At 67.4% G+C, this 14,706-nt stretch carries 13 protein-coding genes; 1 reads left to right on the top strand and 12 read right to left on the bottom strand.

All coding sequences use genetic code 11. The features are described from left to right. Positions 1-57: 57 nt before the first annotated feature. The 12 genes from ilvA to BDW41_RS21155 all read right to left on the bottom strand — a co-directional run bounded on the left by ilvA (position 58) and on the right by BDW41_RS21155 (position 14,009). A complete protein-coding gene (ilvA, locus tag BDW41_RS21205) occupies positions 58-1,620 on the bottom strand; it encodes a threonine ammonia-lyase, biosynthetic (RefSeq protein ID WP_074548424.1) in 1,563 nt (520 codons plus the stop codon). Further along, a complete protein-coding gene (gene ilvN / locus BDW41_RS21200; protein ID WP_074548426.1) occupies positions 1,617-1,859 on the bottom strand; it encodes an acetolactate synthase small subunit in 243 nt (80 codons plus the stop codon). Before ilvN ends, ilvA begins: the two co-directional genes overlap by 4 nt. Positions 1,860-1,962: 103 nt before the next feature. Next, entirely contained in the window at positions 1,963-3,843 is a 1,881-nt protein-coding gene (gene ilvB / locus BDW41_RS21195) for a biosynthetic-type acetolactate synthase large subunit (RefSeq protein ID WP_074548533.1), read from the bottom strand. 271 nt (positions 3,844-4,114) lie between these two features. Continuing rightward, on the bottom strand, positions 4,115-5,128 hold the full coding sequence (gene ilvC / locus BDW41_RS21190) for a ketol-acid reductoisomerase (RefSeq protein WP_074548428.1): 1,014 nt from the start codon (positions 5,126-5,128) through the stop codon (positions 4,115-4,117). Then, positions 5,125-6,849 carry a dihydroxy-acid dehydratase gene (gene ilvD / locus BDW41_RS21185; RefSeq protein ID WP_074548430.1) on the bottom strand — a complete coding sequence of 575 codons (1,725 nt, stop codon included), beginning with the start codon at positions 6,847-6,849 and terminating at the stop codon, positions 5,125-5,127. The genes ilvC and ilvD overlap by 4 nt, the downstream gene beginning before the upstream one ends. A 222-nt stretch (positions 6,850-7,071) precedes the next feature. Then, on the bottom strand, positions 7,072-8,169 hold the full coding sequence (leuB, locus tag BDW41_RS21180) for a 3-isopropylmalate dehydrogenase (protein ID WP_074548432.1): 1,098 nt from the start codon (positions 8,167-8,169) through the stop codon (positions 7,072-7,074). Next, positions 8,166-8,807, bottom strand: coding sequence for a 3-isopropylmalate dehydratase small subunit (leuD, locus tag BDW41_RS21175; RefSeq protein ID WP_074548434.1), 642 nt, complete (start codon positions 8,805-8,807; stop codon positions 8,166-8,168). The genes leuB and leuD overlap by 4 nt, the downstream gene beginning before the upstream one ends. A gap of 190 nt (positions 8,808-8,997) precedes the next feature. Next, positions 8,998-10,407: a 3-isopropylmalate dehydratase large subunit gene (gene leuC / locus BDW41_RS21170; protein WP_074548436.1), complete on the bottom strand. Its 1,410-nt coding sequence runs from the start codon at positions 10,405-10,407 to the stop codon at positions 8,998-9,000. Beyond that, on the bottom strand, positions 10,407-11,345 hold the full coding sequence (locus tag BDW41_RS21165; RefSeq protein WP_074548438.1) for a branched-chain amino acid transaminase: 939 nt from the start codon (positions 11,343-11,345) through the stop codon (positions 10,407-10,409). Before BDW41_RS21165 ends, leuC begins: the two co-directional genes overlap by 1 nt. Then, positions 11,342-12,994, bottom strand: coding sequence for a 2-isopropylmalate synthase (locus tag BDW41_RS21160; RefSeq protein WP_074548440.1), 1,653 nt, complete (start codon positions 12,992-12,994; stop codon positions 11,342-11,344). Before BDW41_RS21160 ends, BDW41_RS21165 begins: the two co-directional genes overlap by 4 nt. Before the next feature lie 113 nt (positions 12,995-13,107). Then, the gene (locus tag BDW41_RS23445) at positions 13,108-13,245 is read right to left on the bottom strand and encodes a hypothetical protein (RefSeq protein ID WP_158537021.1); all 138 of its coding nucleotides are present in this window, start codon (positions 13,243-13,245) and stop codon (positions 13,108-13,110) included. 143 nt (positions 13,246-13,388) lie between these two features. Then, positions 13,389-14,009, bottom strand: coding sequence for a TetR/AcrR family transcriptional regulator (locus BDW41_RS21155; RefSeq protein WP_199535408.1), 621 nt, complete (start codon positions 14,007-14,009; stop codon positions 13,389-13,391). Between the two features lie 127 nt (positions 14,010-14,136). Between BDW41_RS21155 and BDW41_RS21150 the strand changes: the two genes are divergently transcribed. After that, a complete protein-coding gene (locus BDW41_RS21150; protein WP_074548444.1) occupies positions 14,137-14,706 on the top strand; it encodes a hydrolase in 570 nt (189 codons plus the stop codon).

Here is a 14,706-nt window from a genome sequence, read left to right as displayed (position 1 = left end):
CCGACCATTGCCGCATCGCCATCCCGGATTCCGCCGGCGGCTTCATCCGGGCTACGGTCAGCGCAACAGCAATCGATACGCCGGGTTGTCGCTTTCGTCGCGGAACGGATAACCCAGCGTGTCGAGAAACGCCTGGAACAGCGCGCGCTCGTCCTGCGGCACCTGGATGCCGACAAGGATGCGGCCGTAGTCGGCGCCCTGGTTGCGGTAGTGGAACAGGCTGATGTTCCAGTCCGGATGCATATGGCCGAGGAAACGCGTGAGCGCGCCGGGCCGCTCGGGAAACTCGAAGCGATATAGCAGCTCGTCGCGCGCCAGCGGCGAGCTGCCGCCGATCATGTGGCGCAGGTGCAGCTTGGCCAGTTCGTCGTCGGTCAGGTCGAGCACGCCGAAGCCGTGTGCGCGGAACGCTTCGATCAATGTCTGGCGCTCGTCGCGATGCGTGGTCTGCACGCCTACGAAGATGTGCGCTTCGCTGGCGTTGCCGATGCGGTAATTGAATTCGGTGATGCTGCGCTGGTCCAGCGCCGCGCAGAAGCGGCGGAAGCTGCCGCGTTCCTCGGGAATGGTCACGGCGAACACCGCCTCGCGCTGCTCGCCCACCTCCGCGCGCTCGGCGACAAAACGCAGGCGATCGAAATTGAGGTTGGCGCCCGACACGATGGCGACCATGGGATGTTCCGACGCGCCGTGCGTCGCAACGTATTGCTTGAGGCCCGCCAGCGCCAGCGCACCCGCGGGCTCGGGCACGCTGCGCGTGTCCTGGAACACATCGCGGATGGCCGCGCAGATCGCATCGGTATCCACGCGCACCATATTGTCCACGTAACGCTGGCATAGCGCGAAGGTCAGGTCGCCCACGCGCTTCACCGCCGTGCCGTCGGCGAACAGGCCGACTTCCGGCAGCGTGACCGGCGCGCCCGCATCGAGTGACTGCGCCATCGCGTCGGAGTCGCAGGTCTGCACGCCGATCACCTTGATCTCGGGACGCAATGCCTTGACGTAACCCGCCACGCCGGCCAGCAGGCCGCCGCCGCCCACGGGTACGAAGATGGCATGCAGCGGGCCGGGATGCTGGCGCAGGATCTCCATGCCCACCGTGGCCTGCCCGGCAATCACCGCCGGATCGTCGAACGGATGCACGAAGGTATAGCCGTGCTCGGCCTGCAGCCGCGCCGCCGCGGCCTGCGCATCGCTATAGGAATCACCCGCGAGCACGACCTCCACCTGCGCACCGCCAAGCCGGCGCACGGCATCCACCTTCACTTGCGGCGCGGTCACCGGCATCACGATCACCGCGCGCAGGCCCAACCGCGCCGCCGCCAGCGCCACGCCCTGCGCGTGATTGCCGGCCGATGCGGCGATGACGCCCCGTGCGCGCTGCTCCGCACCCAGCTGCGACATGCGGTTGTACGCGCCGCGCAGCTTGAACGAGAACACCGGCTGCTGATCCTCGCGCTTGAGCAGCACGGGTTGGCCAAGCCGCGTGGAAAGCAGCGGCGCCGGTTCCAGCGCGGTTTCGCGCGCCACGTCGTACACGCGCGCGCCTACCGTCTGGCGCAGCAGTTCGTGCTCGCTCAGGCTGTCTGCCGCATCGACGGCGGCGACTTGCGCATTCATGGCGTGGCGGCGGGGTGGCTGACGTCGATCACGTCGACCAGCTTGCGCGTCTGCTTGATGATCTGCTCCACCGTGTCGTCCGCGCCGTGCATGACCAGGGTGAGCCGCGAGACCTCCGGATCGTCGGTGGCGGCCACGGTGAGTGAATCGATGTTGCAGTGACGCGCGGCGAACATGCCGGCCACGCGCATCAGCGCGCCGGATTCGTTCTGCAGCAGGATGGAAAGTGTGTGTTTCATGACAAGCCCTGTATCTTCCTACTCGTCATTCCAGCGAAAGCTGGAATCCAGCGCCTTGTAGGTTGGAAAGGCACTGGGCTCCAGCTTCCGCTGGAGCGACGGTCTAGAACATGTCGCTCTTCGAATCTTCAGCAACGGCTGGCGCCACGCGCGACGGAATGAAGTCGCCCGTGATCATCTGCGCATACGTCGCCCCCGGACCCACCATGGGATACACGCCGGCGTCCGGATCGATCATCACCTCGAGGAAGGCCGGGCCGTCGAACGCCAGGAAATCGGCAATGGTGTCGGCCAGCTCGTCCTTCTTCTCCAGCCGTTTTGCCCAGGCGAAACCATCGGCCTGCGCGGCCTTGATGAAATCCTTCTTGTGCAGGCTCTTGTCGGATGAGGCGAAGCGGCCACGGAAGAACAGCTTCTGCCACTGACGCACCATGCCGTCGCCGATGTTGTTCAGCACCACCACCTTCACCGGCAGGCCGTAGGTGGTGACGGTTTCCAGCTCGCCCAGGTTCATGCGGATGCTGGCGTCGCCGTCGATGTCGATCACCACGGCATCGCGCCGCGCGAACTGCGCGCCGATGGCGGCGGGCAGGCCAAAGCCCATGGTGCCCATCGAGCCGGAGGTGAGCCAATGGCGCGGCTCGCGGAAATCGAAATACTGCGCGGCCCACATCTGGTGCTGGCCCACGCCCGTGCTGATCACGGCGCGGCCCTGCGTGTGCTGGTTGATCGCCTCGATCACCGCCTGCGGCTGGATCAGCGCGCTGTCGCGGTCGTAGTTCAGCGCATGCGTCTGCTTGAGCGCGGCGATGTGCGCGTGCCAAGGCGCGTAGTGGCCATCGGCACCGTAGTTCAAGCCGTGACGCACGCCGTACTGATGCAGGCGCGACAAGGTCGCATCGAGGTCGCCGTGGTGATGCCAGTGCACCGATTTCACCTTGCCGATTTCGGCGGGGTCGATGTCGATCTGGGCGATGAAGCGCGCGTTCGGCGCGAAGCGGTCCGGCACGCTGGCCACGCGGTCGTCGAAACGCGCGCCCAGGGCGAGCAGGAAGTCGCAATCCTCCACGGCGTAGTTGGCATAGGCCGTGCCGTGCATGCCCAGCATGTGCAGCGCGAGCGGGTCGGTGGTATCCACGGCGCCGATGCCCATCAGCGTGGTGGTCACGGGCAGGCCGAACTGCCGGGCGAAGGCGCGCAGCGTGGCGGAAGCCTCGCCGGCGATGATGCCGCCGCCGGCGTAGATCAGCGGACGCTTCGCCTTCGCCAGTGCGTCGAAAAATGCAGCGCAGTGCGCATCGTCCACCCGCGCGTTCTGGATGGCGTGCTGTCGCGCGCGATAGCCGGGAATGGGCAAGGTGCCTTCCCCGGCGAAGGCGAGCGCGGTGTTCTGCACGTCCTTGGGGATGTCCACCACCACCGGTCCCGGACGCCCGCTGCGCGCGATCTCGAAGGCCGTGCGCAGGGTCACTTCGAGTTTCGACGCATCGGTGAGTAGGAACACGTGCTTGGCGCACGGACTCATGATGTTGCTGACCGGCGCTTCCTGGAAGGCATCGCTGCCCAGCGCACCCGTGGGCACCTGGCCGCAGATCACCACCATCGGCACCGAGTCGGACATCGCATCGCGCACCGGTGTCACCATATTGGTGGCGCCCGGGCCGGAGGTGACGATGGCCACGCCCACCTTGCCCGACGCGCGCGCATAGCCTGCCGCCATGAAACCCGCGCCCTGCTCGTTGGCGGGTACGATCAGCGGCATCGGCTCGCCGCCCAGCGGCGAAAGATGCGTGGCGTTGTAGCGGAACACGGCGTCGTACACCGGCAGGATCGCGCCGCCCGAGTAGCCGAACAACACGTCGACGCCTTCGTCGGCCAATACCTGCACCACCACTTCCGCGCCGCTCATGCTCTGGCCGGCAAGCGGATGAGCCGCCGTCGGTGCGGGTATGTCGTGCTCTGCGAAGGGGTGTTGCAGTGGCATGTTCACGGTGGTCGGATTTCCCAATGCGCCGGTGCGCCGGCGGTATGAATTTCGGTTGGAAAAACTCCCTCCCTTGAAAGCCAAGGGAGGGACAGGGAGGGGCAATGCGTGCGGGAATGCACCCCTCGGAAGTTGAACAAAAGCCTTTGAAAGTGCCGAAACCTTTAGCTCGTCATTCCTGCGAAAGCAGGAATCCAGTGAGTCTCGCTCTGCTCTATGGCCCGGAAGGCACTGGATCCCTGCTTTCGCAGGGATGACGAGCTAGAGGCGTTTACCCCACCTTCTTAAGCGGCTCCGCCTTCGGCGCATTCGCCTGCAGCCACGGCATGCGCGCGCGCAGCTTGGCGCCCACCTGTTCCACCGGATGCTCCAGGTCGGCCTGTTTGAACTTCTTGTAGTTCGGCAGGCCGGCGTTGTATTCGGCGATCCAGTTCCTGGCGAAAGTGCCGTCCTGGATGTCCTTGAGCACGCCCTTCATGCGCTCCTTGGTGGCGGCGTCGATCACGCGCGGGCCGCTGACGTAGTCGCCGTACTGCGCGGTTTCGGAGATGAACTCCAGCATGCGCGAGATGCCGCCTTCGTAGAACAGGTCCACGATCAGCTTCAGTTCGTGCAGCACTTCGTAATAGGCGATTTCCGGCTGGTAGCCGGCTTCCACCAGCGTCTCGAAACCGGCCTGCACCAGCGAGCTGGCGCCGCCGCACAGCACGGCCTGCTCGCCGAACAGATCCGTCTCGGTCTCTTCCTTGAAGTCGGTCTTGATCAGCAGCGCGCGGCCGCCGCCGATGCCGTCGGCATAGGCCTTGGCCTTGGCTTCCGCCTGGCCGCTGACATCCTGATGCACGGCCCAGATGCTGGGCACGCCACGGCCGATTTCATACTCGCGGCGCACCAGCGCACCCGGGCCCTTCGGCGCCACCAGGATCACGTCGATGTCGGTGCGCGGTTCGATCTGCTTGAAGTGCACATTGAAGCCGTGCGCGAACAGCAGCGCGGCGCCGGGCTTGATGTTCGGCTCGATGCTTTCCTTGTATAGCTTGGGCTGCACCATGTCGGGCGTGAGCACGGCGACCAGGTCGGCGTCCTTCACCGCATCGCCGGGTTCGGCCACGGTGAAACCTTCGGCGCGGGCCTTCTCCCACGAGGGGCCGCCCTTGCGCAGGCCGACCACGACATCCAGGCCGGAGTCGCGCAGGTTGAGGGCGTGGGCGCGACCCTGGCTGCCAAAGCCGAGGACGGCGATGCGGGCCTTGGCCAGCGTATCGTTGGTATTGCTGCTGCTCATGCGGTGACTCCTGCGGTCGTGTCTTCGCTGACGTGTTGGGAAGCGTGTGTGGATGCGGACGTACTGCGTGGTGCGATGGCTTGCGTGGTGGCGCCGTCGGAGGCGGAGCCCACCAGGGAGACGTACTTGGCCAGCGCGCCGCGCGTGACCTTGGGTGCCGGCGGCTGCCAGCTGGCGCGACGCGCGGCGAGGTCGGCGGTGGTGCTGATCTCGCGCGTGTCGGCGTCGATGCGGATGCGATCGCCTTCGCGCAGCAGCGCGATGGGGCCGCCGCGCGCGGCTTCGGGTGCGATATGGCCGACCATGTAGCCGTGCGTGGCACCGGAGAAGCGCCCATCGGTGATCAGCGCCACGTCGTCGCCCATACCGCGGCCGATCAACGCGGCGGTGACGCCCAGCATTTCGCGCATGCCGGGGCCGCCGGCCGGACCTTCGTTGCGGATGACGATGACGTCGCCCTTCTCGATGCTGCCGCCCTGCACGGCGGCGAAGGCCTGTTCCTCGCTCTCGAACACGCGGGCGCGGCCTTCGAAATGGTTGGCGCCCTTGCCGGCGAGCTTAAGGATGCAGCCTTCCGGCGCGAGATTGCCGTACAGGATGGAATAGCCACCGCGCGGCTTCAGCGGCTGCGTGACCGGATGCACCACGTTCTGTGTTTCGGCGCGCGGTGCGGCGGCGCTTTCCTCGAACAGGCTGCGGCCGGTGACGGTGGGTGCGTCGTCCAGCATGCCGGCGGCGATCAGTTCCTGCGCCACGCGCGCGCTGCCGCCCGCGCCGAACATCTCGACAGCGGTGTAGCGGCCGCCCGGCAGCAGGTCGGCGATCACCGGCGTGTGCTTGGACGCGGGCTCGAAATCCTCCAGCGTCCAGCGCGTGCCGGCCTCGCGCGCGATGGCGAGCAGGTGCAGCACGGCGTTGGTGGAACCGGCGGTGGCGGCGACCATGCGCGCGGCGTTGCGGAAGGCGGTTTCGGTGAGGAACGCGCGCGGCGTGCGGTTCTCCCGCAGGCAATCCATCACCAGCTCGCCGCAGCGGCGCGCGGCGGCGGCCTTGGCCGGGTGCGTGGCGGGAATATCGTTGAAGCCCATCGGCGACAGGCCCAGCGTGGTCAGCACCATCGCCATGGTGTTGGCGGTGAACTGGCCGCCGCAGGCGCCCGCGCCCGGGCAGGCGTCGCGCTCCACCGAGGTGAGTTCCGCGTCGTCGATCTTGCCCGCGCCATGTGCGCCCACCGCCTCGAACACTTGCTGGATGGTGATGGGATGGTTGTCGTGCGTGCCGTGCGCGATGGTGCCGCCGTACAGCGCGACGCTGGGAATGTTGAGGCGCGCCATCGCCATCGCCGCGGCGGGGATGGTCTTGTCGCAGCCGCACAGCACCACCATTGCATCCAGGCAGTGGCCGTCGACGGCCAGCTCGATCGAATCGGTGATCACCTCGCGGCTGATCAGCGAGGCGCGCATGCCGGGCGTGCCCATGGCGATGCCGTCGGTGACGGCGATGGTGTTGAACTCGATGGGCGTGCCGCCCGCCGCGCGAATGCCTTCGGCCACGTGCTCGGCCAGTTCGCGCAGGTTGAGGTTGCACGGGCTCACGTTGGACCACGTGTGCACCACCGCCACCAGCGGCTTGGCGATGGCCTGGTCGTCCAGGCCGGTGGCGCGCAGCATGGCGCGCGCGGGTGCGCGGTCGGGGCCGGTCTTGATCAGGTCACTGCGCATGCGGGGGTTCCAAACAGGTGTCTATGAAACTTGCCGTTGGGGAAAGGGCGCCGTCATTCCAGTGAAAGCTGGACGAGCGCTTAGCGCGAAGAACGCCCGGAGGGCGGCCCCGGAGGGGCGAGCAAAGCGAGTAATCCAGCGCCTTCGTGACGTGCGGAAAGTCACTGGATCCCAGCTTTCGCTGGGATGACGGTGAGGGGGCGATGAGCGAAGTGGCCGGATTCAACCGCATGCCCGCCCCCAGCGCAGGAACGCCGCCGCATTGCAGGCGTGTTCGTCGATGGCCGCCAGCACGGCGTCCAGCACGTCCTTCGTGCCGCCCGTGCCGCCGATGTCGCGCGTGTGCGGGCCGCGTTCCAGCACTTCGGCAACGGCGGCTTCCACCGTGCTCGCTTCTTCTTCCAGGCCCAGCGAATGGCGCAGCAGCATGGCGGCGGAGAGGATCGCGCCGGTGGGATTGGCCACGCCCTGGCCGGCGATGTCCGGCGCGGAACCGTGGATGGGTTCGTACAGGCCGGCCTTGGCTTCGCCCAGCGATGCCGAGGGCAGCAGGCCCAGCGAACCGGCCAGCGCGGCGGCTTCGTCAGTGAGGATGTCGCCGAACAGGTTCTCGGTGACCACCACGTCGTACTTGCCCGGCTGGGTCAGCAGCAGCATGGCCATGGAATCGACCAGCTGGTGTTCCAGCTTCACGTCCGGGAATTCCGCCGCGATGCGCTGCACCGTGCTGCGCCACAGGCGCGAGGTTTCCAGCACGTTGGCCTTGTCCACCGAGGTGACGTGCTTGCGGCGCTCGCGCGCCAGCTGGAATGCACGGCGCGTCACGCGCTCCACCTCGGCCACGGTGTACTTGCACTCGTCGGTGGCGGTGTCGATGGTGCGCGTCTTGGCGCCGAAGTACGCGCCGCCGGTGAGTTCGCGCACGAACAGCACGTCGACGTTCTTCAGCTTCTCGTTCTTCAGCGGCGACAGCTCGGCCAATGCCGGATGCACCTGCAGCGGACGCAGGTTGGCGTACACGCCCAGCGCGGCGCGCAGCGCCAGCAGGCCCTGCTCGGGTCGCACCGGTGCATTCGGGTCAGACCACTTCGGGCCGCCCACGGCGCCGAGCAACACGGCGTCGGCGGCCTTGCAGGCGTCCAGCGATGCCTGCGGCAGCGGCTCGCCGGTGGCGTCGATGGCGCAGCCGCCGATCAGGTGTTCCTCAAAATGGAAATGGTGGTCGTAGTGCGCGGCGACCGCGTCGAGCACGGCCACGGCCGCTGCGGTGACTTCGGGGCCGACGCCGTCGCCGGGCAGGGTGACGATGTGCGCTCTCATAGGGTGACTCCGGCAGAACGAGGCTCTTGTTGAGGAGTGCGGTCATGGATGGCCGCTTCTTGACCTTCGCGGTCACGGATGAACGCATCAATCAAATCGGCGTGCTGGAGTAGGTAGCCCAGCTGGTCCACGCCGTTGAGCAGGCAGTGGCGTGCGAAGGGTTCGAGCTGGAAGCGGATGTGGCCGCCATCCGGCAGCGCGATGTACTGCTCGCGCACGTCGATGGTCAGCTCGATGCCGGGGTTGGCGAGCAGCCAGCGGTGCTCGGCTTCGTCCAGCACGATGGCGAGCAGGCCGTTCTTCAGCGCGTTGTTGCGGAAGATGTCCGCGATCTCGCTGCACAACACGGCATGGATGCCGTAATCCAGCAGCGCCCACGGCGCGTGCTCGCGCGAGGAACCGCAACCGAAGTTGCGCCCGGCGACCAGGATGGAACAGCCCTTCGCCTGCGGCTGGTTCAGCGGAAACGCCGGGTTGTCGCGGCCGTCGGCCTGGTAGCGCCAGTCGTTGAAACAGAGCTTGCCCAGGCCGGCGCGCTCCGTGGTGGTGAGGAAGCGCGCGGGAATGATGCGGTCGGTATCGATGTTCTCGTCCGGCAGCACGGCGGTGCGGGAGTGGAGGCGGGTGACGGGGCGCATTAACAGGTCTCCGGACAACAGCACGCAGCGCGCGCTTTGGCTCCCTCTCCCCTCCGGGGAGAGGGTTGGGGTGAGGGGCGGGTGCTTGCAGTGGCGCTGAACGAAGCGCGCTTTGAGGTTTGACTGAGGCTAGATTGGCCCCTCACCTCGGTCCTCTCCCCGGAGGGGAGAGGAAGAAAAGACCGCGCCTTCATGCCGCCACCTCCGTCATGTACTCGCGCGGATCGGCGATGCGCCCGGCGACGGCGGATGCGGCCGCCGTGGCGGGGCTTGCGAGCACCGTGCGCGCGCCCTTGCCCTGGCGGCCTTCGAAATTGCGGTTCGAGGTGCTCACCACCAGCTGGCCCGGCTGCGCGAAATCGCCATTCATGGCGATGCACATGGAGCAGCCCGGCTCGCGCCACTCGGCGCCGGCGGCGGTGAACACGTGATGCAGGCCCTCGCTTTCCGCATCGCGGCGCACGGCTTCGGAGCCCGGCACCACCAGCATGCGCACGCCCTCGGCCACGCGGCGGCCGCGCAGCACGTGGGCCGCTTCGCGCAGGTCGGAAAGGCGCGAGTTGGTGCAGCTGCCGACGAACACCACGTCCACCGGCGTGCCCTGCATCGGCTTGCCCGCTTCGCTCTTCATGTAGTCGAGCGCGCGCTTTTCCTGCGGATTGCGCGCGGCCGGCACCGGCGCGTCCATGGCAATCGCCATGCCCGGATGCGTGCCGTATGTCACCGTGGGGCGGATCTTGCTGGCGTCGATGCGCACTTCGCGGTCGTACACGGCGCCGTCGTCGGTGCGCAGCGCCTTCCAGCGTGCGACGGCTTCGTCCCACGCAGCGCCCTGCGGTGCGCGCGGGCGGCCTTTCAGCCAGGCGAAGGTGGTGTCGTCCGGTGCGATCAGGCCAGCGCGCGCGCCCGCTTCGATCGACATGTTGCACACCGTCATGCGCTCTTCCATCGACAACTTCTCGATGGCCTTGCCGCGGTACTCGATGACATGGCCGGTGCCGCCGTCCACGCCGATCTCGCCGATGATGTGCAGGATCAGGTCCTTCGCGCCCACGCCTGCGGGCAGCTCACCGTCGACGTGGATCGCCAGCGTCTTCGCCTTGCGCTGGAGCAGGCACTGCGTGGCCATCACATGGCCGACTTCGGTGGTGCCGATGCCGAACGCCAGCGCGCCGAACGCACCGTGGGTGGAAGTGTGGCTGTCGCCGCACACGATGGTCATGCCCGGCTGCGTCGCCCCCAGCTCCGGGCCGAACACGTGCACGATGCCGCGGTCGCTGCTGTCCCAACCATGCAGTTCCACGCCGAATTCGCGGCAGTTCTTCTCCAGCTGTTCGACTTGCGCCTTGGCCTCCGCGTTGGCGTAGGGGCGTTCGCCATTGGCGGCGGTGGGCAGCGTGGGCGTGGAATGATCCAGCGTGGCCAGCATGCGATCCGGGCGGCGCAGTTTCAGGCCGCGCTCGCGCAGTTCGCTGAAGGCCTGCGGCGAGGTGACTTCGTGCACCAGGTGCAGGTCGATGTAGAGGATGGCCGGCGTGTCGCTGCTTTCAGCGGCGACGACGTGCGCGTCCCAGATTTTTTCGAACAGGGTCTTGGCCATTACGCAGCCTCCTGCGCGGCGTCGACCTGCACGGGCACTAACCAATTCCATTTGTCTTCCGTGGTGCCGTCGAACAACCCGAAGAAGGCCTTCTGCAGCGCGCGCGTGATGTCGCCCGGCCGACCTGCGCCCACCTGCTTGCGATCCACCGAACGCACCGGCGTGATTTCGGCAGCGGTGCCGGTCATGAAGATTTCGTCGGCGGTGTACAGCGCCTCGCGCGGCAGGTCGCGTTCTTCCACGGTGATGCCCAGCTCGCCGGCCAAGGTGATCACCGACTCGCGCGTGATGCCGGCCAGGATGCCCGCGCTGGTCGGCGGCGTGAGCAGCTTGCCGTTCTTCACCAGGAACAGGTTTTCGCCCGCGCCTTCGCTCAGCAGGCCGTTGTGGCCCAGCGCGATGCCTTCGGCGTAACCGCCGCGGCGCGCCTCAAGCGCGATCAGTTGGCTGCTCAGGTAATTGCCGCCGGCCTTGGCCCAGCTCGGCAGCGTGTTCGGCGCCGGGCGATGCCATGAGGACACACACACGTCCGCGCCGTGCTCGATGGCGTCGCCGAGATAAGCGCCCCATTCCAGCGCCATGATCGCCACATCCACCGGCGAGTCGCCCTTGGGCAGCACGCCCAGGCCGCCGGCGCCGCGGAACACGATGGGACGCACGTAGGCCGACTTCATGCGGTTCGCGCGGATCACTTCGTGGCAGGCGGCGTTGATCTCGTCCTCGCTGTAGCCGATCTCGATCTCGTAGACGCGCGCGGATTCGAACAGGCGGCGCGTGTGGTCGGCGAGGCGGAAATAGGCCGGGCCCTGCGGCGTGGCGTAGACGCGTTCGCCTTCGAAGACCGAGGAGCCGTAGTGCAGGGCGTGGGTGCTGACGTGGACCGTCGCCTCGGTCCAGGGTTTGATCTGGCCGTTGTGCCAGAGAAAGGGCGTAGTCATCGGGTGATCTCCTTTTGCGCGCGTCCATTCGCGCGAAGGTCAAAAAGCGGCCTTCCCTGGTCGCACTCTTCACTGGCATCGCTGCGGTTGGCGGCTTGTCGTTCGATGCGGTTGACGATGGCGAGCGCGGCATGCGCGGTCGCTTCGATGATGTCGGTGCTCACGCCCTGGCCGCGCCAGTCGCGCTCGGCGTGGCGGGCGGTGAGGTTGGCCTGGCCCTGCGCATCGCCGCCTTCGCTCACGGCGCGCACCAGGAACTGGGTGACGTCCAGCGTGGTGCCGGTGGCGCGCTCGATGGCGCGCAGCACGGCGTCCACGGGGCCGTCGCCGATGGCGGCTTCGCCCACTTCCTCGCCGTTGTCGTGCGACAGCTTCACCGACGCCGACGCGCTGCCGCCCAGGTGCGAATTGGTGTTGAGCTGCACGATGCGCCACGGGCCGGTCGCCTCCGGGTCCATGCCCAGCGCGATGGCTTCCAGGTCTTCGTCGTGCACTTCGCGCTTCTTGTCGGCCAGCGCCTTGAAGCGCGCGAAGATGCCGTCCATCGCGGCCTCGTCGGTGTCATGGCCCATGGCCTGCAGCCGCTGGCGCAGCGCGTGGCGGCCGGAATGCTTGCCCAGCACCAGCTTGGTCTCGCCCATGCCCACGTCCTGCGGACGCATGATTTCGTAGGTGCCGCGATGCTTGAGCATGCCGTGCTGGTGGATGCCCGACTCGTGCGCGAACGCGTTGTCGCCCACGACGGCCTTGTTGCGCGGCACGGCCTGGCCGGTGAGCTGCGTCAGCAGGCGCGAGGTGGGATAGAGCTTGCGCGTGTCGATGCCGGTTTCCACGCCGTAGTAGGCGGGGCGCACGCGCAGCGCCATCACGATTTCTTCCAGCGAGGCATTGCCGGCGCGCTCGCCGATGCCGTTGATGGTGCATTCCACCTGGCGCGCGCCGGCCGACACGGCGGCGAGGCTGTTGGCCACCGCCATGCCCAGGTCATCGTGGCAATGGCTGGAGAACACCACGTGCTCCGCGCCGCGCACGTGCTTGCGCAGGTAGGCGAAGCGCTCGGCGATCTCGGCGGGCGTGGTGTAGCCGACGGTGTCGGGCGCGTTGACGGTGGTGGCGCCGGCGGCAATGGCCGCGCTGAACACCTCGACCAGGTAATCCGGCTCGGTGCGCATGGCGTCCTCGGCGGAGAACTCCACCTCGTGGCACAGCTGTTTCGCCCGCTCGATGGCGGCGCAGGCGGTGTCGATCACCTGCTGTTTGCTCATGTTGAGCTTGTGTTCGCGATGCAGCGGGCTGGTGGACAGGAACAGGTGGATGCGCGAGTGGCGCGCGCCCTGCAGCGCGCGGCCGCAGGCGTCGATGTCGCCGTCCACGCAGCGCGCCAGGCCGCAGACCGTCGGGCCGCGCAGCACGCGGGCGATTTCCGCGACGGAGGCGAAGTCGTCCGGCGAGGCGCTGGGAAAGCCGGCCTCCAGCACGTCCACGCCCAGCGCTTCGAGTGCATGCGCCATGCGCAGCTTGGCGCGGCGATCCATCGAAAAGCCGGGCGCCTGCTCGCCATCGCGCAGGGTGGTGTCGAAGATGCGCACGCGTTCGGCGGCTACGTCGCCCACGTCGCTGCTCTCGTTGCTGGTGGTTTCTGGGGTCATTGCTGGCTCCGCTGGCACGCGCCGTGGGCAACAAAAAACCCCGCATCCGTTTCCGGGTGCGGGGTTCTTTGGTCGTATTCAGGTGGTTTTTCTAGTTACCTGGACACACGCCCTCAGCCCGCACCTCCGTTGGTAATAAGGAGTACGAGTGCAAGGGCAAGAAGGAGGTTGTTGCGAAGGCGCAGCGCGCCGTCGATGGTCGGGGGACCAATCGGTTCGGCAATGCGATCGTGGCTGTTGCGCTGCGACATGCAACCGACCCTAATGGGCGGTCTAACGGGTTGTCAACAGTTTCTTTTGAAAACTTTCAAATCGCGTGGCGCGATGCACATTCGGACGTCCATACGGCTGGACGCCTCGCGCGTGCATGGCACGCGCGCGAGAAGCGGTGTTCTCAGCGTCGCGAGGCGAGTTCGACGAGATACAGCGCCAGGGCTTGCTGCAACTGGATTTGCGCGGCCTTGCGCAGCGTCGCCGGCTGCTCGCTTTCGAGCGCCACGGCGGCTTTCATCATCTGCTGCACCACCATGGCCGCGGGGCGAAGTTCGCCTGCGGGAATATGCGGCGCGTGGATCGCAAGGATCTGGCTGAGGTAATCGCGCATGCGCTGGCGAATGGTGCGACCCAGCATGGAGGGCAGGGAGCCGGCGGCCTCGGTAAGCGCGACCATGGCGGGGTGCTGCTTGCGGTAGTCCACGAAGGTGCGCACGAGCCGCGCCGCAAGTTCTTCCGTCGTCCAGTCCGGCGTCTGCGCGACCAGCCGCTCCATGCGCTCGTTCAGGCCGTTGGCGTGCTCGCCCAGCAGCGCCTCGGCTAGCGCCTCCTTGGTGGGGAAGAACTGGTAGAGCGAGCCGATCGAGGCCTCCGCGCGGGCGGCGATCTCGGTCATGGTGGTGGCGTCGAAACCTTTTTCGACGAAGCAGGCCGATGCGGCGGAGAGCAGCGTCGCCACCCGTTCGTGGCCACGGCGGCGGCTGGGCGCACGGCCGCCCTGGCTTGTCTTTTGTGAGGACATCCTCATAAACTCCAATGTGAGGCTGCCCTCACATAGCGACGATTTCCGGCCCGTGGCCGACATGGCATGGTCGTGGCCGATTCTACGCTGATGCCCGCCCAATCCCTGCATATCCCTGGAGTTTCCGATGGAAAAGCTTGATCCCCGCACCACCGCGCTCGTGCTGATCGACCTGCAGAAAGGCATTGCGGCGTTCGCCGGCGGGCCGCATTCCAGCGCCGACGTGAACGCCCGCGCCGGTCGCCTGGCCGCCCGTTTCCGCGAGCTCAAGGCGCCGGTGGTGCTGGTGCGCGTGGGCTGGTCCGCCGACGGCGCCGACATGCTGCGCCCGCTGACCGACGAGCCGCCGCGCAACATGACGCTGCCGGCCAACTGGATGGAATACGCCGACGAACTCCACGCCTCGGACAGCGACATCCACATCACCAAGCGCCAGTGGGGCGCCTTCTACGGCACCGAGCTGGAGTTGCAGCTGCGCCGCCGAGGCATCACCCAGATCGTGCTGGGCGGCGTGTCCACCAATATCGGCGTGGAGTCCACCGCCCGCCACGCCTTCGAGCTGGGCTTCCATCAGGTGCTGGTCGAGGATGCGATGAGCTCCACCCACGCCGATCAGCATCGTTTCGCCGTGGAGAACATCTTCCCGCGCCTGGGCCGCGTGCGTTCCACCGAGCAGGTGCTGGCCGCGCTGGCCTGA

This window comes from Dyella sp. AtDHG13 (genome assembly GCF_003201105.1).
Taxonomy (GTDB): Bacteria; Pseudomonadota; Gammaproteobacteria; order Xanthomonadales; family Rhodanobacteraceae; genus Dyella; species Dyella jiangningensis_B.
Note: the sequence above shows the minus strand (reverse complement) of the source record. Positions and strands in the feature narration are given on the sequence as shown.

Excerpts from the sequence above, each read along its gene's own strand:
- ilvA (WP_074548424.1), bottom strand. The coding sequence starts at position 1,620 with ATGAATGCGCAAGTCGCCGCCGTCGATGCGGCAGACAGCCTGAGCGAG.
- ilvC (WP_074548428.1), bottom strand. The coding sequence starts at position 5,128 with ATGAGCAGCAGCAATACCAACGATACGCTGGCCAAGGCCCGCATCGCC.
- ilvD (WP_074548430.1), bottom strand. The coding sequence starts at position 6,849 with ATGCGCAGTGACCTGATCAAGACCGGCCCCGACCGCGCACCCGCGCGC.
- ilvN (WP_074548426.1), bottom strand. The coding sequence starts at position 1,859 with ATGAAACACACACTTTCCATCCTGCTGCAGAACGAATCCGGCGCGCTG.
- BDW41_RS21150 (WP_074548444.1), top strand. The coding sequence starts at position 14,137 with ATGGAAAAGCTTGATCCCCGCACCACCGCGCTCGTGCTGATCGACCTG.
- leuC (WP_074548436.1), bottom strand. The coding sequence starts at position 10,407 with ATGGCCAAGACCCTGTTCGAAAAAATCTGGGACGCGCACGTCGTCGCC.
- ilvB (WP_074548533.1), bottom strand. The coding sequence starts at position 3,843 with ATGCCACTGCAACACCCCTTCGCAGAGCACGACATACCCGCACCGACG.
- leuD (WP_074548434.1), bottom strand. The coding sequence starts at position 8,807 with ATGCGCCCCGTCACCCGCCTCCACTCCCGCACCGCCGTGCTGCCGGAC.
- BDW41_RS21165 (WP_074548438.1), bottom strand. The coding sequence starts at position 11,345 with ATGACTACGCCCTTTCTCTGGCACAACGGCCAGATCAAACCCTGGACC.
- BDW41_RS21160 (WP_074548440.1), bottom strand. The coding sequence starts at position 12,994 with ATGACCCCAGAAACCACCAGCAACGAGAGCAGCGACGTGGGCGACGTA.
- leuB (WP_074548432.1), bottom strand. The coding sequence starts at position 8,169 with ATGAGAGCGCACATCGTCACCCTGCCCGGCGACGGCGTCGGCCCCGAA.
- BDW41_RS21155 (WP_199535408.1), bottom strand. The coding sequence starts at position 14,009 with ATGTCCTCACAAAAGACAAGCCAGGGCGGCCGTGCGCCCAGCCGCCGC.
- BDW41_RS23445 (WP_158537021.1), bottom strand. The coding sequence starts at position 13,245 with ATGTCGCAGCGCAACAGCCACGATCGCATTGCCGAACCGATTGGTCCC.